This window comes from Rosenbergiella gaditana (assembly GCF_018494065.1).
Classification (GTDB): Bacteria; Pseudomonadota; Gammaproteobacteria; order Enterobacterales; family Enterobacteriaceae; genus Rosenbergiella; species Rosenbergiella gaditana.
In genome coordinates, this window is the sequence record NZ_JABBFR010000020.1 from 1 (window position 1) to 18252 (window position 18252).

The following is an 18252-nucleotide window of genomic DNA, read 5'->3' on the forward strand; positions in this document are numbered from 1 at the left end:
AATGAACAGTAACGCTGGCCATGAGAAAACCTCAAAGCGATGATTATACATCAATTCAACTAATTGGATACATCACCGTTATTTTTTGCATAAAGTTAATAATGATTTTTATTCAAACTAGATAGAAATTATTTACTTTTTATCAAAATTAACCGGTTGATTGGAGTAGATAGAGGAGTTTCAAGAAGTCAATATAAACCTCGAGCTTAATTTTGGGGGTGAAGAAGCGCTTAGAGGGCATTGAAGAGCTCTAGGTTCAGATTTTTACAGCAATCAGTCGTCTCGATCACAAAAACTAAAAAGGCTGAGTCATTTTTCAAATTTTGTTACAAGTCACTGCTATCCTTTTTGCAGAACTTAATAAGGAGATAGACGTGAAAAAATTATTATTATTATCATTGTTGACGAGTTTGACCCTTCCGGTATTTGCACAACAAGCAGGTTTTACCGGTCCTGGTAGCGAAACCTCACAACAAGGCGGCTTCAATGGCCCGCACAAGACTTTCACCGTAGCGCAGTCCAAAAATCTGCAAGACGATGCTAAAGTTATGCTTGAAGGTCAGATCACTAAAAAGATCAGTCATGAACATTATGAATTCAAAGACAGTACAGGAACGGTTGTAGTAGAAATTGATGATCATAAATGGATGGGTCAGTCGGTATCACCGAATGACACAGTAAGACTAGAAGGTGAAGTTGATAAGGATGGCAACAAAATCGATATCGATGTGAAAAAAGTGACCCTAGTTAAGTAATAGTGTTAGACGCCTCACCGCAAAATTCAGTGAGGCGTCTCGAAAAAAACATTCCACGTTTAATCGAAATACTCTTCCCTATTTCTTTTTATTGAAACGATAGACTAACACCATTGAAGTAACCAACATAAGGATGGGGGGCACAACGACCGCGATTAACGGCGGGATAGCGAAAATCAAACCGAGGTTAATACATATCTGATAGATGATATAAGTGACCAATCCCACAATCACTCCCAAGGATAGTCGGTTCCCCATCCCCGCATCACGCGCATTAACAAAAGTGAATGGGATAATCAGTAGTACCATGGCTAACACCAAGATAGGCCGCCCCAATTTTTGCCATAATGCGGAACGATATTCCATGGAAGGCTGCGCGGTATCTTTCAAATAATGAATATAACTCTTCAATTGTGGGATTGAGTAGCTCTCAGTCGATAATTGGAGTTGCTTTAAGTTATTGCTGTTAAAGATTGAAGGCCAATCCATCGTTGCTTGCTGACTGGTGGACTGACGGTCACCCTGCCATTGCGTGTGTTTGACGTTATGCAGGATCCAAGTGTTGTTCTCACCGTAGGCCGCCGACTCGGCGAACAGGTAATTCTTCAACGTCAAATCGCTGTTGTAATCGAAAATCTCAATATTCTGCGGTTGCCCATTTTGATCCAGATGATCGATACGGACAAACTCTTGCCCTTGCTGGCCCCATATCGTCTTAGTATTCGAATCACTGTCTTGACTATCCGCCAAGGCGGTCTCTTTACGTAATTGCGCTTGCTGCTGCAGGGGCGAGGCTACCCACTCGTCAATAACCGCCAGTGAAGCCGTGAACATCATCCCGGATATTAATACGACAATCGCGATTCTAAAAATAGAGAAGCCAGCACAACGTATGGCCGTGAGTTCCATATTCTTAGACATATTACCCAAGCCAACAATACCGCCTAACAAGGCGATAAATGGACTTAAGTTCACTAAGCATCGTGGAATAAGGTAGACAACGACCAGCAGTGCTTGACCCCAGCTATAGGTAGTAGACACATCTTCTAGTTCAGAGATAAAGTCAAAAAGCGTGAACAGTGGGACGAGCAGTAGCGCCGCCGCGAAATAGCCGATGAATAAATGGCGGATTAAATAACGCGAAAAGATATTCATTTAAACCACTTCTTTAGTAGTGAAGAGTCTCTGACCCAGAAATAGAGGTTGCCGAGTAGCATCACCCAAGATACCAGCCATACCCCGATAACCGGCGGCAGCATCCCGTTACTCACCAGAGTCCGACAGATGTTGCCGGCAAAAAAGATCACGATAAACACTAAGGCTAGCGGGAGCAGTACCGAAAAACGGCCTTGACGCGGACGAACCCGACTGAGGGGAATCGCCAGTAATGTCATTAACACCGCATTAAGCCCACGCGTCTGACGCCACTGCCGTTCGGCAATATCTGATAAATCATGAGAGTCATCCAGTGTCTTCATTGATTTAGCTTTACTACGCACTTCCTCATCATCGGCCGCTGGCTTTAAGTTAATTGCTAAATTACGATAAGTTTGTTGGCTATCGTTGGTCGAACCATGTTCAAAGGTATAGGCTGAACCTGACTGTAAGTGAGCAATAGGCATCTGCGGTCGGGAATTATCAATGCTACCCAATTGCGAGCGGAACACTTTTGTCACGCCTTTATCGCTGGTATAGATAAAGGTATTCTGAATATGATTATCGCTTGGCGTAATGGTCTGGGCATGAACCATTGTGCCGTCATCCTCAATATTGAATTTATTCGCTTGCAAATGGCTCACATCAAAACTGGACTGCGACGCCTGCATCAGTTGGTCAATGTGCGCATAGGCCCAAGGTCTGCCATACATGGAAAGCAAGGCGCAGGCAATGCCAACGGGGATGGCCAGTAATAAAATTCCACGATACAGACGTAATGGGGAGATACCTGCCGCCAATGCAGCAGTAATCTCTGAGTCACTGTAAAGTTGTCCTAATGAGATTGCCGTAGCCACGTAGAGTCCAATGGGTAATAGCATCTCTAACGCAATCAATGCCTTATAAAAAACGATGACAAATACGGCCTTTAGCGCCAGGGTACCATTCGCCGCATCAGTGAGGTAACGTTGAGCGGAATAAATAGTAAAGATAAAAATTAAGAAACCGACAATCATCAAAACGACGTTGCGCGTTTCTCTCATGACATAACGCTCAAACAAATACATAACCTAACATTACCCCCGCAGTGCACTCTCAATACGAATAAATTTCTATTCATCCACCATCACCTAATACGCGGTTGTGTTAGGGATGACTGATCAATGAATGTTAACACATAGCCAATAAATGAACCGTTTAACTTAAACATTATACTGTTACAAGAATACAAAAATGATCGATAAACAGCGATGGGTATAAGCTTTCGCACTCCGTTGGAAGTGAGCCGTAATATGAACGCCCTAGATGGGTGCCGCACTGATCAACAATAGGGATGCTTAACAACACAGTGTGAATGCTTTATCATGCTGCATTCGAAATAGAAGCGACAGAGCCTCCTTACGCTACTGGGGTAACACCAAGCTGCGCAATAAAAAGGAGCGCATCACTACTTCATTTCCAATAGGGATCCCACCGCATTCAGCGTTGCGAATAATCCATCCTGTTAGATTGGCCTGAAGAAGTCATACCTAATCGCTATTTAATACTGTCTTAGAGTTGGTCTTAATGAAAAATTGGTTTTCAGACGGTGCTTTCCGCACTATTCTTCGAAACAGCGTCTATTTACTTTCGGGTAATGTGGTCAGTGCTCTTCTAGGACTCTTAGCGCTATCCTGTGCAGGTAAAGGCATGACTCCCCAGCTGTTTGGGACCTTGGTTGTCATCCAGTCTTATACCAAAGCCATCAGTGATTTTGTGAAGTTTCAAACCTGGCAGTTCGTTGTGCAATATGGTGCCCCCGCGCACACCAATGGTAATCACCAGCGTTTACGCGATGTGGTCTCTTTCTCTTTTGGCCTCGATATTGCCAGCAGTATTGTTGCGATCGCGGGCGGTATGTTATTGCTCCCTTTTCTGTCGCATTCCCTAGGTTTAGATGCCACATCCTTTAAATTAGCCCTACTCTATTGCACATTAATACCGACTATGGCCTCCTCGACACCTACGGGAATCCTGAGGACGTTAGATAGATTTGATCTCATTGCTATCCAACAGGCTGTCAAACCTTTATTAATCGCTATCGGAAGTTTAATTTCTTATTTCGGTCATCTTGGATTTGCAGGATTCGTTGTCTCTTGGTACTTGGCTAATCTGTTTGGGGGATCACTTTTCTGGTGGTTTGCACGCCAAGAACTCAAAAGAATTAACCTGCATAATGCGTTACGTCCTTCGCTCTTTAAAGCCAGCAAACGTATTCCGGGATGTTGGAACTTCGTCTGGACAACTAACTTCGCCCACTCTATTTGGGCGGCCCAGAACTCTTGTAGCACCCTATTAGTGGGGATTTTCATCGGTCCCAGCGCTGCGGGACTGTTTAAAATCGCCATGACCTTCTTCGACGCAACCGGGACGCCCGCTAAATTACTAGAGAAAAGTTTTTATCCAGAAATTATGCGCCTCGATCCTCGGACATCAAAACCTTGGCTGTTAGGGATCCGTTCGTCTCTATTTGCTGGGGGATTGGGATTACTTATCGCGTTAATCGTTTATACGGCAGGTGGTTCGGTTATTGCTTTTGTGTTTGGACAAAAATATCTTGAAGCCTACAGCCTTATACAGATTATGTTAGGCGCGATTGTGATCTCAATGATGGGCTTTCCGCAAGAGTCGTTACTCTTAATGGCGGGTAAACAGCGCATTTATTTGGGCGTGCAAATCATTGCGGCGGGATCTTATATTCTTCTATTAATGTTATTATCCCATCTCTATGGCGTTGAGGGTGCTGCAATCGCCTATTTAATTGGGCAATCGTCAGAAGTCATACTTACCCTCTTCCCAACACTATTAGCTTATCGTCGGCGAAATACGCTGATTTATCATAAACCGCTTGAGACAGCATAAATGAATAGCATTGGTTGGAAAAAATATCCTCAAGAGGCCGTTGATCGCTTATTTTTAGCGATTGATGAAGACGACGTAATCAATAATGAGACAAGGGACTTACCTGCGATAGTACTCGGTACCTCGCAGCAAAATATTCGCGATTATTATGCATTGTGTTTACAACTATGGGAGGAAGGCTTTACACGTCAAGAGTTGCTAGGATTAATCAATCAACTTTTAGACGGAAAAGACCTCACCAAAGCCCAGCGTAAACAGTATAAATATATCCGAGCGCGCTACAAACATTTACGATTTGCGCAGCGTCTTTATAGTCGTCACCACGATGCTGACACGATCTTCAAAGCCACAACCGTATATTTAGGACACCTGCAAGATGGCTTCAAGAATGGCAACAAGAAAAGCGTCCAGCACTATGGCAAAATTCTTCGTCTATTATTGAGTCGCCCGGTGTGGAATTGGGTGAAACGCTCGCTCAATCGTTTACAAGCTGATAACGAAGTCGGTTTTCAACATTATGTGTCACGCCAAATTAATCAACTTGCTGAGATGCTTAATAAACCGATGGTAACCGGCACTGAATTTCACGATATTCGGAAAATTGTCAGTCAGCAGGTCTCTTTTTTCGATACACAGCGCTCTATCGAGAATAATACTCCTCAGGTTTATGCCATCTCACGTTTTCTTGCCAATATTAACGGGCTCATGGGCGATAAGCATGATGAGATGGTCGCCGATAAGCTTTCAGGCACTCGCGAATATGAAACCCCTGCACCACTGGATAGCCATATCCGGGATTGTCTGGAACAACTGGTCGGGAAAATTGTCAGAGCCTAATAGCTAAGTAAATCTTAATTAGGCTCTCTTATAGGATAGAACGATGACACGTAAATTTGTCGCTGTATTACTATCACTGCTCCCTACCCTAGCGATGGCTAATAATTTCATTATTGGCCAACCTGTTAAACCCTTATCGGTATCCGATAAGGGTCAACTCGTCCTCACTGATAATAAAATTACCTATCAGCCGTGGGATAGCCAAAAGTTGGTCGGTAAAGTACGGATCATCCAATATATTGCTGGTCGAAGTTCAGCCAAAAAACAAAACGGCGACATGATCAAAGCGGTAAAGGCGGCGCAGTTGCCTACCGCTTATTTTCAGCCGGTAACCATTGTCAATGCGGATGACGAGTTATTCGGTACTGGGCTATTCGTGCAAGGGAAAATTGAAAAGAATCAACGCAAGTACCCTTGGGCTCAATTTGTTATCGATAATAACGGTAAAGGTAAAGTGCTTTGGCAATTACCTGCTGCTTCATCGACAATCATTGTAACGGATAAGCAAGGCAAGGTTTGCTGGCAAAAAGATGGTCCAATGACGGATGCTGAGGTGAGCCATGTGATCCAATTACTTCGCGAATTGGTCGCACAAGAGGTTGGTGGGTACTGAGGAAAGCAACTGCCGTAATTCTTAGCATTAAGAATTACGGCAAGGTTTTACGCTTTTAGCTCTGCAAAAGCACGAATAATGGCATCGATTTGCTCATCACTGTGCGCAGCGTTGACGCTACAACGTAATAATGTCATACCAAAAGGTGCCGCTGGCGGTAATACGAGATTGACATAGACCCCCTTCTCGACCAATGCACGCCACATTTCTAGTCCTGCTTCTTTAGATTCGATCATTACAGGAACCACTGGACTGACTCGCTCGCCAAGCTTATAACCGAGTTCTGCAAGGCCTGTGTACAGCCGATGTGCGTTACTCCATAACTTCTCACGCAGTGCCGTTGAGTGGCCAACTTGTCTTAACGACGCCCTGACTGAAGCGATACTTGCTGGAGAAGGTGATGCGGTGAAAATATAAGGACGGCTGCAGTAGCGTAATACATCCAGCTGTTTGCCACCCACGGCAAAACCACCGATAGCAGCAAGACTTTTCGAGAACGTCCCTAAGATGATATCGATATCGGCTTCAACGCCAAGCTCTTCAACCAGACCGCGACCTTTCTCTCCCATCACGCCAAAGGAGTGTGCTTCATCGACTAGGATATAACCACCGTAACGGCGCTTAATATCGACGATCTCTTTCAGTGGTGCGACATCACCCAGCATACTGTAAATGCCTTCAACGATGATAATCGCTTCTTTCGCTTTCTCACCTAAACGTTGCATACGACGTTCGAGGTCTTTGGCATCGTTATGTCGAAAACGGATGATTTGCGCGCCGCCTAATGCACAAGCATCATAAATACTGGCATGCGAGTCTTCATCGATAATCACCACAGCGTCCGGCGTAGCCAGAGCACTAATAACGCCCAGGTTTGCGGTATAACCGGTGGAGAAGACAATTGCGGTAGGTAAATCAAAAAAGGCTGCGATCTCTTGCTCTAGGGCTAAGTGTGACCCGAACGTGCCATTCGCCATACGAGAACCGGTTGTGCCCGTTCCTTGTAAGCGTAAGGCCTCTTGGCTCTCTTGGATAGCTCCAGCATCGAAAGTCAGTCCGAGATAGTTATTAGAGCCCGCAAGAATGATTCTTTTATCGCCAATTCTTCCTTCGGTCGCTGAATAGATTTCATCAATACAGGTTCCGAAAGGATTAATGCCCGATACTTGGAATTTTTGACGCTCTTCAACAAAGCGGGTGAATTTGTCATATAAACCCATTATTGCTCTCCAATTAAGGGTTCAATGGCGGCCACTAACTGCTCTGGTGTTTTCACATTCATCAGGATATTGATCGGGATTGAAATATCTAATTCATCTTCCAACATCATCAGTAAACGCATGACGTTCACTGACTCTAAACCGAGATCGTTAACTAAATCACTGTCAGGCTTAACGGTTTTACCTTCGGCGACTAGTTGTCCAAGACAATCAATAACATAATCGAGTAGTTGCTGTTTATTTTCCATTGCCATCTTCTTACCTAGAAATGTAAATCAAAATAGCCCGTCGCGAAGCGCACGTTCTAAGCGGATATTTGGGGTCCAACCGATATTACGAGTTATCGTAACATTTGTTGCTGACCAATCTCTATGCGTTAACTCGCCGATTTTACTCTGCGTTAGCATCGGTTCTTTACCGGACAAACGGCTAATTTGAGTCGAGAGCGTTGCAATGGTTTTGAGTAACGGTAGAGGGATTTTTATAACTTTGACCGGTTTTTGACGAATAGATTGGCCGATAGTTTGGAGATCTTGCCAGCGGTAACCTGAAGGGTGTCCGTCGCAGAGTTCGTAAGGCTCACTATGCTCGACTTTCGCCTCGATCCATTTGACCACAGCCTCTGCAAAATCATAAACATGCAGAAAAGATAATTGTGTCGCTGAGGAACCTGTCTGAGGGAGTAGGCCTCGTAATAACCAAGTAAAAACAGGATGAAGCTCTTTATCTCTTGGGCCATAAACAGCAGTCGGGCGGAAAATGCCTATCGATACGGATGCGGCTTGTGCCACCAGTTGCTGTTCCGCGAGAGCTTTGGAATGGGCATACCATGAAAGCTGTGGATGGCGAGCAGCCAGTGATGAAATAAAGAGGTATCGCTTACAACTGGTACCCTCTTCTGTGGCGCGAAGTAAACGTAAACTTCCCTCAATGTTTGCCTGCGTAAAGGTTGAGAAATTTTTACCTCTCACTTGACCGGCACAATGAATGACCACCTCAGCACCTGCGACTAACTCGGCCAATGACGCCTCATTTTCTAACGAGCCGCGTACCCATGTCAGGCCTAATTGGTTAGCATTAGTCGATGGCGAGCGGGTGAGCGCTCGCACATGAAATCCAGCCGATAACAGTTTCTCGACGATATGTGAACCGATAAAGCCAGTTGCACCTGTCAAGGCAACAGTTTGGGTCATTGCTTATTTCCAGCGAGTTGAAACTGTGGTTCAAAATTTTGATTCAAATAAAGTTTTTTTGCTTCAGCTCGTGCAGGCTTACCTGATGAAGTCCGAGGAATACTGTGAGGTGGTACCAAAACAACATCTACCGAGACGCCAAATTCATTACGAATACGTGATGAAAGTGAATGAACGATTTGACCACGACGTTCTGTTGAAGTCACTCGACATTGAACCTGTAAGATAATCCTTTCAGCATCGTCATGTTCTTGATTTGTCATAAAAGCAATAGCGTCACCGGTGCGGACTTCTGGCTCAGCTTCTGCCATATATTCAATATCTTGCGGCCAAATGTTTCGTCCACGAATAATGATAAGATCTTTTTTACGCCCAGTGATGTAGAGATTGCCATCGAGTAAATAGCCGAGGTCTCCGGTATCTAGCCAGCCTTTCTCTTGGATCTGCTGATGCGACTCTTTATCACGGAAGTAACCGCGCATTAAACTTGGACCCGCAATACAAATATGACCAATGCTTCTTTCCGCTAACGGCTCATCTTTTTCGTTACGGATAACAATTTCGTGCCCAGGCATCGCTTTACCGCAGTTAACAAAAACCGCTTGCGCTGCACGTTCGTCTTTTGGAGCCACGGCTTTACTTTCATATTCTAAAATATAGCGGTCAACTACGTTGTAACGCGGCCCAGTGCCTTTGTCGAAGAAACTTACGGCGAGTGTGTTTTCCGCAAGGCCATAGCATGGCATAAAAGTATCTTCACTAAAGCCGACTTGGCTAAAATGCTCTGTAAAGCGATCCAATAATCCAGAGGGGATAGGCTCAGCGCCGACACCGGCAATTCGCCAGCTCGACAGATCCAACTCGGCTAACTCTTTCTCATTACTTCGACGAAGACAAATTTCATAGCCGAAAGGCGGTGCAACAGAAACTGTACCCTTATTTTTGGTGATCAGTTTCAGCCATTGAATTGGACGCATGGCAAAATCTTGTGTACGCAGGTAATCGACCGAAATCTGCGTAGCAACCGGCGTCAATACAAAGCCTACCAAGCCCATATCATGATAAAAGGGAAGCCAAGAGACACAGCGATCGTCTTTTTTAAGCTTGATCCCATCGTGACTTATAGCGCGTAAATTGGCCATTGCCGAGGCTTGGGTGACAACCACGCCACGAGGAAAACGAGTACTACCAGAGGTATATTGCAAATAAGCGATATCGTCCTCTGCTACCGGAGGTAACTCGCTATTGGCTTCATGGGTAATCTGAGCAAAGGCTTCATGGCTTAAAATAGTCGGGGCGTTATAGTCACAGACGACTTCTTGCACCATCGGAAGCCACTCTTTGCTACTCAAAACAACAGATGCTTGGCAGCCATTGAGTAAGCCCGTGAGTTTTTTCACGTAGGATGCACTTTGACCGATACCCATAGGGATCGCGAGCGGCACAGCGATCAATCCCGCATATTGGCACGCAAAAAATGTTTCTACGAACTCAACACTTGTTTCTGCAATGAGTGCAACGCGATCCCCTTTAGTCAATCCTAAAGAAAGCAACTTATGAGCACCTTCTACAGCGTTTACTTTAAGAACACTGTAAGGTACTGCAGCCATTAGGTTATTACGGCGATCATAAAAATTCATGCCGGTTTTACCGAGTGCTGCATAATCCAAAGCTTCAGCTAGCGTTGCGAAATCTGCATAGCGGATTGGAAGTTGATGATGGGATTGAGTTGCAAACGTTGTAGACGCTTCCATATAGTGGTACACCTGTTGATACTAAAAGATATTGAGGAAGTTTAAGCTCTACACAGAGCTACCGACCAGAGTAGTAATTCAAGCATCTTCCAACTTACGATGATAAAATCGTCGCCTGCTCACCGTTCTCACACACACTTCACTTACCCAATTAAGGTGTTGATAAACGCCTCGTCCTGAACATAGTTCACCATTTCACAGCGAAGACGTTAGGTGAGTACTTACCGATCGCTCAATGCTTAACATGAAATTTTAGACAAATGCGAGTGCAGTGTTAAGGGGCTTGCTCTGAAAGCGCGCTGCAATTGTAAAGATCTTAAAATATCATGTCATAGGTAAAATGTGCGTTCCACTACTTTTAATACTAAATTACGTACTTACCACTACCCTGTAACGTTTTCTTTTAAAATCATGGTTTTCGTTACAAATTAATAGTATGTCAGAATGTTTTCACGCTAACTTTCAAAAAAAAATTGACAATTACTACCGTGACTGTTTCGATATACTAACACACTGCCGAGTCTATAGCCTCCTCTTTATTGCTGCTTGTTGCTGCGTTTCTTGCATGAATCGCATGGAGTGATTTGCTACCAATTTAACAATTACTTGAAGTAATGGTATTTATGATCTCAATAGAAAAAGTTTCGTCCAAACAGGATCTGAAAGCCTTCATCAATTTTCCCTCTACCCTATTTGCGGGTGACGAGAATTGGATCGACCCATTATTTGTCGAGCGTGAAGAACATCTCTCCAAAAAAAATCCCGCCTCAGACCACGTGGTCTGGCAAGCTTGGCTCGCCAAGCGCGGTTCTGAAGTCGTCGGACGCATCACTGCACAAATAGACTCCCTTCACCGTGAGTTGTATGGTCCTAACACCGGCCATTTTGGAATGATTGATGCGATAGATGATGAAGAAGTGTTTGCAGCGCTATTCAAAACGGCAGAAGAATGGCTTATTTCTCAAGGCGCCCATCAAATCACCGGGCCATTTAGCCTTAATATTAACCAAGAAAGTGGATTGCTGGTCAATGGTTTTGATACCCCACCTTCTGCATTAATGACGCATGGTAAGCCTTGGTACGGTAAACATATTGAGAAGCTGGGCTACAGTAAAGCCATCGATTTAATTGCCTATTGGATGAAGCGTACGGATCTACATTTTGAACCGAGTCTTACCAAGTTAATGGATAATGTTCGTAAGAAAGTGACCATCCGCCCGCTCAATCGAAAAATCTTCGACCAAGAGATGCAGATTCTGAGAAACCTTTTCAATTTAGGTTGGCAGGATAACTGGGGGTTTGTTCCCTTCACTGAACATGAATTTGCCACCATGGGCCAACAGCTCAAGTATTTGGTCCCTGACGATATGATCTATATCGCTGAAATTGATGGTGAACCCGCTGCGTTTATTGTTGGACTCCCTAACATTAATGAAGCTATTGAAGACCTTAAAGGTAAACTGCTTCCTTTTGGCTGGGCTAAAGTACTGTGGCGTTTAAAAGTCAGTGGCGTACGAACTGCTCGGGTCCCTTTAATGGGCGTTAAGAAAGAATACCAATTCAGTCGAATGGGGCCGATCATTGCTCTGCTCCTAATCGAAGCATTACGAGAGCCTTTCCGCCGTCGTAATATCGACGCGTTAGAAATGTCTTGGATTCTAGAAACCAATACCGGTATGCGAACGATACTTGAACGTATTGGCGCTGAGCCCTATAAAAACTATCGATTATTTGAGAAAAAGATTTAGTCGCTTTAGCGAATAATCACCGTGATAGCAGCGAAGAAAACTCGCCTGCTATCATTTAACCTTTGTCTAAAGATGACTCAACATGTCGATTGAAAAACACACTGGTTTAAAACGCCTAGTTTTCAGTATTAAAAACTCCTGGGCGGGAGTAACCGATGCATTTAAAACAGAAGATGCCTTCCGTCATATTTTTATCTTCAGTTCGCTCCTTTTACTGATTTCATTGACGCTCAATATTTCGAAGACACAACATATTCTGCTAATTCTATGCAGCTTTTTATTGGTCGTTATTGAATTACTCAATACAGCCATTGAAACAGTGGTTGATCGAATTTCTTATGAGATTCACCCTCTGTCTAAGCGAGCAAAGGATATGGCAGGTGCCGCACAATTAATCGCAATCGTCGCAACACTGTTAATCTGGTTGGTTGTGGTTTTCTAACCGACCCGTTAACTTTTAATCTGGGCGTTAATGAAACGGCTTTTCATCACGCCCTTGACCTTTTACTTAATTGCTTTCACCGCGACAAGAACACTGGCGAGAACCTCTTCGTAGGGTTTTCTTGAATCCAAATCTAAAATTTTGGCGCCATTATAGTTAAGCTGGCGCATGACACTTATCTTATCGCTTAACTCTTGATAGCTATGGTCAGGTTTCCGTGCAAACGCTGTCTCCACGTCAATATCCAAACGAATAATCAATTCAGGCTGATAATTAGCTAATTTCTGGTAAATCACGACTTCTTTTCTAGCCATCTCTTTGAGTAACCACCCTTTGACACGCTCAATGCCTAGACCTGGTCCGTCATAATGAAAACCTGAAATTTCCGCTTGTGGATAGCGGTCAGCAATGACCAATACGCCACTTTCCGCTAATGCTTTCGCTTTATGAAAGTTGGAAGAACGCCAGCAAGAGAGCGCGTACATAATAAAAGCGGCCCACAATGCAGGCGCTTCACTCCGCATACTTTGGGTTTTTTCAGACTTTTTAGCTAAACGACGCTCAAGCCACACACCAATAATGGGAAGCTTTTTAATTTTATCGCCGTCTTCGCCTGAAATAAGCCCTAAGTAACGGCGTTCAGTCTGCCGAATTTTCTGCATTTCTTTGATCAGATCAGCAGTGATGGTCGATTTACCAGAGCCATCACAACCGACAATAGCGACCATCCGCGGTATAACAATAGGCGTGACTGTAGGGGTAGAGGACGTATATGGATCAGAATGAGTAGTCATAATAGAGGTATTTACCGTTATCAGAATGAGTTGGGAAGATTGAAAGTATTATGAATGGCTTCCAATGAAGCCTTAAACACTTCGTCTTCAGGATCTCTGCCACATAATTCGAGAATATGCGCCCCATTAAACGTTAACGTTGGGATAACCCTAATTTTCTCGCGCAACGAGGCAATATCATGATCGGGTTTACGCGCATAAGCCGTCTCTTCATCAATCGATAAGCGAATCAATAAGGCAGGAGGATAGGATGCCATCCACTCATAAAGACGTTGCTCACGCTTTCTCAACATTTGGATCCATCGACTTCCCCCTCGGGCTTTACTAAGGTGTGGACCATCAACACGAAAACCCGCCACTTCTGCTTGCGGATAGCGGTCCGTCACCAGCAGTACGCCCTCTTGGGCACGACGTAGCATTCTTTTGAATTTGTAGGCACGCCAGCAGGATAGCAAGAAAATCACCGTCCCTTCTGCATTACCCGGAGGAGTATTCGGTTTCTCATGCACTTTATCGGATTTGCTGACCAAATAGGCTGCAATCTTTTCTCCCACCACTGGCAATTCGGTAATTTTTTGCTTAATAAAGCCAGATGATTGCCCTAAATAGACCTGTTCTACTGTTGTCCGTAACGCAAGAGTTTGAACCAATCTGTTGGCGAGTGTTGATTTACCCGAACCATCACAGCCGGTGATAGCAATGACACGTATGGGGGAGGATTGAGGAGATGAGGTCGAATTATTCACAATAACCGTTACACATTTTAATATTCAATTTCGCGCTATAGTAGAGGATTTAATACTAGTTGTCTTCCCTTCCCCCTTTAACTCATACGCTTCTCCTTAAGACGCACGTTACGCTAACGCCAAGCAGCCCTCTGGTATGATGCTGACTTAAGTATCTCCACATCACCCTTTTAGGAGGTTTTACCCTGTGATAACTGAGTAAAATCATTAATGATATTAAACAGGTTGTGGCAGTAAACGGAGAGTTTGTTACAAATAACCCCTTTCATTCTGTTCCCAACCGATAATTTGCAGCATAAACTGCTAAATTAGACAGGCTAAACTTCGGCAGAATGTATTGGTTTCTCCCCAGTTATTGAAGTGACATCACACTTTTGGTGATAGATGGGTTAAGCTATTTTGCTATTTTATCTCTCATTTATAACTATTCGTCTTTCCTAAAGTGTCAAACACGAGGTTTTTATGTACACCAAGTCCATTCCGGTTATCGCTGTTATAGGGAGCGATGGATCCGGTAAATCTACAGTCTGTGAGCATCTCGTGGGCACGCTTTCTGATTACGGGACAACCTCTTATGTCCATCTTGGTAAACAAGCAGGTAACGTAGGAAGAGTAGCAGCTAATCTTCCGCTGATTGGCCGTTCCGTAGGAAATAAGATCGAGAAAACCCGCGTAAAGGTAATCAAAACTCATCACACTACGCTTTCTGGATTGGTGGTCGGAATTTTCTTAGTTAGGCGTGTGCGCCGTTTTCGTAACATGCTTAAATTACGTAAACAGGGGCATATTATTCTAGCGGACCGTTACCCTCACCTCCAAGTGCCTGGTGCTTATGATAGCCTGACTCTTCCCACTACCGCGTCTAAAAACCCACTGATCAATTGGATTGCCAAACGTGAGCTCAATGCGTTTACGTGGATGACCCAACACCGCCCTGATTTAGTTATTAAACTGAATGTGTCACTTGATGTGGCATGTGCCCGTAAGCCGGATCACCGTCGTGATGCACTAAAGAAAAAAATAGAAATCACGCCTAAATTGGATTTTGGCGGTAAGAAAATTATTAATATTGATGCCGACCAACCTTTGGAACACGTTCTCTCACAAGTTGATCAATCTATCGGCGAGTTTATGACGGAACTGGGCTTCAAAAAAGTCATTAAAGGTGAAATTGCTTAAATCGATTCCATTTATAGTTAAGGGTATCAGCCAGCAGATACCTCTTAATTTATTATGTAGGCAATATGGCTGAACTCCAGCCTCTAACCCAGTGCTTTATTGTTTCTTTAGGCAATATTTTTTAAAATGGAGTGGCTAATTTGACGATCGCCACTCACTGACTCCTTGCACGCCAAAAAATTGATAATCATTATTTCCTTTGATTAGATAAACTTGAGCATGCTTATCCATAAAGACACGATAATCTTATCCAATTATTAACATCCTCAGGAAATAATAGATTTGCGTCGATAACTAATGACTACATAGGGAAAAAGAAAAGGTGATTATTTTTGATAACTTCTATAAGCATGAAATGCGTAATGATACAGATAAACTTCCCAAGGTATTATTTATTGATATCTATCGTCCTATGATTGAACTCGGCACCTTTATTGATAAGCTATTTTTAAATTTAATAACAGCCAACCCTTATGTTGAGTAACTAGTGGAAAATCTTGCGAAGTGGAATGACTAAAATATATTAATTAATGTAAATATACACTCTAGCGCTGTTCCCCCTCATTATTTATAACTATGCTGCCAAAAATTAAAAAATGTTCTTCATGCTATCGTAAACCGATTAATGAATAGCATGCATAAGCACATCCCATATTTAGAGGATAATGTTTTTCATTAAATCCATTACACTTTTAATAAATCGAAAATAGTTAATTGGAGCTAATGATGAGCACTAATTTCACAGGTGAAAGCCTCTTCCCCAAAGGCGAAAAAAATGATGCCTTTGCACAATACTTTATGGGTACAAGCTATCTCAGTATGCTATCCACCGAAGGGGTAAATATTGGGAACGTCGTATTTGAACCGGGCTGCCGAAATAACTGTCATGTCCACCACGCTGGTGGCCAAATTCTATTAGTGACTGATGGCTACGGCTGGTATCAAGCATGGAATGAGCCACCACAGGCCTTAAAACCCGGAGATGTTGTCAATATTCCTGCAGGTGTAAAACATTGGCACGGCGCGACGAAGGATAGTTGGTTTGCGCATGTAGCCATTGCCATCCCTGCCGAAGGCGCGAGTAATGAGTGGCTTGAGCCTGTTACTGATGAGCATTACGCGGCCTTAGCCTAAATCTTGGCCAAGGTAGCCTCTACCTTGGCGAACATGTAGCGTCCCTGTCTTGTCCTGCTAAATTCTCAATATCGCGCACAGCGATTCATTTCTGTCTTGTTCACTCATTTACAGGGCGTACCCTGACACACTGAATCGGGTCTATGAAGATCGTTACTTTATATCAGTTTTACCGGTTTGCTTTTCGAAATCGATTTTCCTTTTTGCCTCGAGGGCATTCAGGCAATTCTTACTCTGCTGATCATTCTGCTGCGTGCATTGCGTCAGTATTTTATTACGCAGTACGTCATCTTTCATAAAATCAGCCGGGGTATAGGCTTTATTACACCCACTTAAGGCTAGCAGCCCCATGGCTAAGAATCCATTACTCCACCACCGCTCCATCGTTATCTCCTCATAAATGCTCAGCATCAACATAGCACAAAACTTATCCTTACCCATTACTTATCTTGATAATTAATAAGGCTATTTTTCATCGCTAAGGTCATAAAAAATTCCATACTGAAAATGTTCTCCATCAACCGCTAGGTATGCGACTCGTAATGTTGGCCAGACTCTGGCGCGCAGTAATCTGCAATTAAAAGGGTGTTGATACGTTAATGCTGTCATCGCATCGATGACCCTGGTGAATACAACTCCTGATATCGTGTATTCGATAAGGTCGGGCGGGTATCGAGTTTACCATCCTTACCAAACTGGAGCTCATTTTTGGGCAATATATGCCCCCCAATAGTGACATCGTTTGTAGTGATATCTATCGACTCACGTCAGTCACTGTGTCACTGCTTGCAACGCTGATTATCAAATGCATAAGGTATTCAATTATTTCTCTACCCCCCGCTTCAATCCGGATGAATAACCAGTGATTCCGGGAAGCAATTAGTTCATCTCATAACATCGTGAGGTAGCAATATTTTGATCCTCACCACTGACTGCGCCCATCACGCTACACATAATGTAGTGCTTCCCTCTTCTCAATGTGACCGTGGGTCCGTTAGTGTCGCGCTGAGCAGTGATAAGCGTGGCTCCCTCATTGAGCAGTTTATCTAAAGGAACTGAAATAGGCTTCAGAGTGGTCGGTAGCTCTAGTGTATTGCCAGGTACTTTCGCGCCGGTCTCAGGTGGCCACTGTGCTAACGATAATGGACTCACCAATAGTGTTAAGCTGCTAAGGATCAGTGCAGTTATTTTCATCCTCAGATACCCCAAAAATTATTATTTAAAAATTGAGTCTAGCGTAATCGTGCTAGGCAACAGGACATGTCGTTAAATTTATTAAGATAAATCTGGCAGAGTGTGGAATTCTTTTCTAGGCTTAAAATATCACCCTAATTAATATCCCACAAGAAGAGGTCGGAAAGCATGAATATGATTTCAAAAGGATTGTTGGTCGTCGCTGCAATGACAGCTCTAGCGGGTTGCCAACGCCATAACAGCAGCGCACTTGAGAACGGTCGCCCTGTCGCCCCTAGCGGCCAATCAGTACCTGGCGGCCCGGTCGGTTCAGGTCCAGTCGGTCAGCCTCAATCTTAATAAGAAGGAGCCTCATGGGCTCCTTACTTTTTAGCAACAGCGCATGCCTCCCTTGCCTTTTCCTGCATATCTCGCCTGTTGACGCTCGCGAAAGAAATCTTCGTAACTCATTACTGGACTGTCAGGATGCTTAAGGTGCATATGTTGCACATAGTGCTCATAATCAGGAATTCCTACCAACATATTACCAGCCTGCGTTAAGCATTTCTTAATACGTCGTAATTGGTGGAAGATCATCTCTCAGTTAC

General features: G+C 43.8%; 21 protein-coding genes. 10 read left to right on the forward strand and 11 right to left on the reverse strand.

Features of this window, described 5'->3' with window-relative positions; all coding sequences use genetic code 11:
• Positions 1-374: 374 nt before the first annotated feature.
• On the forward strand, positions 375-755 hold the full coding sequence (locus HH682_RS12895; protein WP_214237951.1) for a YgiW/YdeI family stress tolerance OB fold protein: 381 nt from the start codon (positions 375-377) through the stop codon (positions 753-755).
• A gap of 78 nt (positions 756-833) precedes the next feature.
• Here HH682_RS12895 and lptG read toward each other — a convergent pair whose 3' ends face one another.
• Together lptG and lptF are read right to left on the reverse strand one after the other, a co-directional pair.
• Positions 834-1910: an LPS export ABC transporter permease LptG gene (gene lptG / locus HH682_RS12900; protein ID WP_214237952.1), complete on the reverse strand. Its 1077-nt coding sequence runs from the start codon at positions 1908-1910 to the stop codon at positions 834-836.
• Positions 1907-2977 (reverse strand): LPS export ABC transporter permease LptF, encoded by a 1071-nt coding sequence (gene lptF, locus HH682_RS12905; RefSeq protein ID WP_214237953.1) that lies wholly within the window; start codon positions 2975-2977, stop codon positions 1907-1909. Before lptF ends, lptG begins: the two co-directional genes overlap by 4 nt.
• Before the next feature lie 499 nt (positions 2978-3476).
• On the opposite strand from lptF, the gene HH682_RS12910 reads away from it, so the two are divergent.
• The 3 genes from HH682_RS12910 to HH682_RS12920 are packed head-to-tail and all read left to right on the forward strand — an operon-like array spanning position 3477 to position 6261.
• Complete coding sequence (locus HH682_RS12910; RefSeq protein WP_214237956.1) at positions 3477-4811, forward strand: lipopolysaccharide biosynthesis protein; 1335 nt, start codon at positions 3477-3479, stop codon at positions 4809-4811.
• On the forward strand, positions 4812-5648 hold the full coding sequence (locus HH682_RS12915; RefSeq protein ID WP_250318699.1) for a hypothetical protein: 837 nt from the start codon (positions 4812-4814) through the stop codon (positions 5646-5648).
• A 43-nt stretch (positions 5649-5691) separates the two neighbouring features.
• Entirely contained in the window at positions 5692-6261 is a 570-nt protein-coding gene (locus HH682_RS12920; RefSeq protein ID WP_214237957.1) for a YtfJ family protein, read from the forward strand.
• Between the two features lie 47 nt (positions 6262-6308).
• Here the strand turns inward: HH682_RS12920 and spt are convergent, their stop codons facing one another.
• Genes spt through HH682_RS12940 form a run of 4 tightly spaced genes read right to left on the reverse strand, consistent with a single transcriptional unit; the run spans position 6309 to position 10428 of the window.
• Positions 6309-7481 carry a serine palmitoyltransferase gene (gene spt, locus HH682_RS12925; RefSeq protein ID WP_214237958.1) on the reverse strand — a complete coding sequence of 391 codons (1173 nt, stop codon included), beginning with the start codon at positions 7479-7481 and terminating at the stop codon, positions 6309-6311.
• Positions 7481-7729 (reverse strand): acyl carrier protein, encoded by a 249-nt coding sequence (locus tag HH682_RS12930; protein ID WP_092678101.1) that lies wholly within the window; start codon positions 7727-7729, stop codon positions 7481-7483. The genes spt and HH682_RS12930 overlap by 1 nt, the downstream gene beginning before the upstream one ends.
• Before the next feature lie 27 nt (positions 7730-7756).
• Entirely contained in the window at positions 7757-8674 is a 918-nt protein-coding gene (locus HH682_RS12935) for an NAD-dependent epimerase/dehydratase family protein (protein ID WP_214237959.1), read from the reverse strand.
• Positions 8671-10428: a fatty acyl-AMP ligase gene (locus HH682_RS12940; RefSeq protein ID WP_214237960.1), complete on the reverse strand. Its 1758-nt coding sequence runs from the start codon at positions 10426-10428 to the stop codon at positions 8671-8673. The genes HH682_RS12935 and HH682_RS12940 overlap by 4 nt, the downstream gene beginning before the upstream one ends.
• 623 nt (positions 10429-11051) lie before the next feature.
• Here HH682_RS12940 and HH682_RS12945 point away from each other — a divergent pair.
• Positions 11052-12176 carry an N-acetyltransferase gene (locus HH682_RS12945; RefSeq protein WP_214237961.1) on the forward strand — a complete coding sequence of 375 codons (1125 nt, stop codon included), beginning with the start codon at positions 11052-11054 and terminating at the stop codon, positions 12174-12176.
• A gap of 82 nt (positions 12177-12258) precedes the next feature.
• Entirely contained in the window at positions 12259-12618 is a 360-nt protein-coding gene (locus HH682_RS12950) for a diacylglycerol kinase (RefSeq protein WP_214237962.1), read from the forward strand.
• Between the two features lie 62 nt (positions 12619-12680).
• On the opposite strand, the gene HH682_RS12955 is transcribed toward HH682_RS12950, so the two are convergent.
• On the reverse strand, positions 12681-13412 hold the full coding sequence (locus tag HH682_RS12955) for a nucleoside/nucleotide kinase family protein (protein WP_214237963.1): 732 nt from the start codon (positions 13410-13412) through the stop codon (positions 12681-12683).
• 20 nt (positions 13413-13432) lie between these two features.
• Complete coding sequence (locus HH682_RS12960; RefSeq protein ID WP_420826216.1) at positions 13433-14161, reverse strand: nucleoside/nucleotide kinase family protein; 729 nt, start codon at positions 14159-14161, stop codon at positions 13433-13435.
• 459 nt (positions 14162-14620) lie between these two features.
• Here HH682_RS12960 and HH682_RS12965 point away from each other — a divergent pair, with 459 nt between their 5' ends.
• The 3 genes from HH682_RS12965 to HH682_RS12975 all read left to right on the forward strand — a co-directional run bounded on the left by HH682_RS12965 (position 14621) and on the right by HH682_RS12975 (position 16471).
• A complete protein-coding gene (locus HH682_RS12965) occupies positions 14621-15337 on the forward strand; it encodes a nucleoside/nucleotide kinase family protein (RefSeq protein ID WP_214237964.1) in 717 nt (238 codons plus the stop codon).
• Positions 15338-15659: 322 nt separating this feature from the next.
• A complete protein-coding gene (locus HH682_RS16135; protein WP_214237965.1) occupies positions 15660-15821 on the forward strand; it encodes an aspartyl/asparaginyl beta-hydroxylase domain-containing protein in 162 nt (53 codons plus the stop codon).
• A gap of 242 nt (positions 15822-16063) precedes the next feature.
• Complete coding sequence (locus HH682_RS12975) at positions 16064-16471, forward strand: cupin domain-containing protein (RefSeq protein WP_214237986.1); 408 nt, start codon at positions 16064-16066, stop codon at positions 16469-16471.
• A gap of 153 nt (positions 16472-16624) precedes the next feature.
• Here the strand turns inward: HH682_RS12975 and HH682_RS12980 are convergent, their stop codons facing one another.
• Together HH682_RS12980 and HH682_RS12985 are read right to left on the reverse strand one after the other, a co-directional pair.
• Positions 16625-16855, reverse strand: a complete 231-nt coding sequence (locus HH682_RS12980; RefSeq protein ID WP_214237966.1) for an EexN family lipoprotein — start codon at positions 16853-16855, stop codon at positions 16625-16627.
• Positions 16856-17350: 495 nt separating this feature from the next.
• Complete coding sequence (locus HH682_RS12985; RefSeq protein WP_214237967.1) at positions 17351-17665, reverse strand: hypothetical protein; 315 nt, start codon at positions 17663-17665, stop codon at positions 17351-17353.
• 168 nt (positions 17666-17833) lie between these two features.
• Between HH682_RS12985 and HH682_RS12990 the strand changes: the two genes are divergently transcribed.
• Entirely contained in the window at positions 17834-18004 is a 171-nt protein-coding gene (locus HH682_RS12990; RefSeq protein ID WP_214237969.1) for a hypothetical protein, read from the forward strand.
• 30 nt (positions 18005-18034) lie between these two features.
• On the opposite strand, the gene HH682_RS12995 is transcribed toward HH682_RS12990, so the two are convergent.
• Entirely contained in the window at positions 18035-18241 is a 207-nt protein-coding gene (locus tag HH682_RS12995) for a YbdD/YjiX family protein (RefSeq protein ID WP_250318700.1), read from the reverse strand.
• Positions 18242-18252: the final 11 nt, after the last annotated feature.

Bases quoted from the DNA above. Each gene is read 5' to 3' on its own strand.
- lptG (WP_214237952.1), bottom strand. From the start codon at position 1,910: ATGAATATCTTTTCGCGTTATTTAATCCGCCATTTATTCATCGGCTAT.
- lptF (WP_214237953.1), bottom strand. From the start codon at position 2,977: ATGTATTTGTTTGAGCGTTATGTCATGAGAGAAACGCGCAACGTCGTT.
- HH682_RS12910 (WP_214237956.1), top strand. From the start codon at position 3,477: ATGAAAAATTGGTTTTCAGACGGTGCTTTCCGCACTATTCTTCGAAAC.
- HH682_RS12915 (WP_250318699.1), top strand. From the start codon at position 4,812: ATGAATAGCATTGGTTGGAAAAAATATCCTCAAGAGGCCGTTGATCGC.
- HH682_RS12920 (WP_214237957.1), top strand. From the start codon at position 5,692: ATGACACGTAAATTTGTCGCTGTATTACTATCACTGCTCCCTACCCTA.
- spt (WP_214237958.1), bottom strand. From the start codon at position 7,481: ATGGGTTTATATGACAAATTCACCCGCTTTGTTGAAGAGCGTCAAAAA.
- HH682_RS12930 (WP_092678101.1), bottom strand. From the start codon at position 7,729: ATGGAAAATAAACAGCAACTACTCGATTATGTTATTGATTGTCTTGGA.
- HH682_RS12935 (WP_214237959.1), bottom strand. From the start codon at position 8,674: ATGACCCAAACTGTTGCCTTGACAGGTGCAACTGGCTTTATCGGTTCA.
- HH682_RS12940 (WP_214237960.1), bottom strand. From the start codon at position 10,428: ATGGAAGCGTCTACAACGTTTGCAACTCAATCCCATCATCAACTTCCA.
- HH682_RS12945 (WP_214237961.1), top strand. From the start codon at position 11,052: ATGATCTCAATAGAAAAAGTTTCGTCCAAACAGGATCTGAAAGCCTTC.
- HH682_RS12950 (WP_214237962.1), top strand. From the start codon at position 12,259: ATGTCGATTGAAAAACACACTGGTTTAAAACGCCTAGTTTTCAGTATT.
- HH682_RS12955 (WP_214237963.1), bottom strand. From the start codon at position 13,412: ATGACTACTCATTCTGATCCATATACGTCCTCTACCCCTACAGTCACG.
- HH682_RS12965 (WP_214237964.1), top strand. From the start codon at position 14,621: ATGTACACCAAGTCCATTCCGGTTATCGCTGTTATAGGGAGCGATGGA.
- HH682_RS12975 (WP_214237986.1), top strand. From the start codon at position 16,064: ATGAGCACTAATTTCACAGGTGAAAGCCTCTTCCCCAAAGGCGAAAAA.
- HH682_RS12980 (WP_214237966.1), bottom strand. From the start codon at position 16,855: ATGGAGCGGTGGTGGAGTAATGGATTCTTAGCCATGGGGCTGCTAGCC.
- HH682_RS12985 (WP_214237967.1), bottom strand. From the start codon at position 17,665: ATGAAAATAACTGCACTGATCCTTAGCAGCTTAACACTATTGGTGAGT.
- HH682_RS12990 (WP_214237969.1), top strand. From the start codon at position 17,834: ATGAATATGATTTCAAAAGGATTGTTGGTCGTCGCTGCAATGACAGCT.
- HH682_RS12995 (WP_250318700.1), bottom strand. From the start codon at position 18,241: ATGATCTTCCACCAATTACGACGTATTAAGAAATGCTTAACGCAGGCT.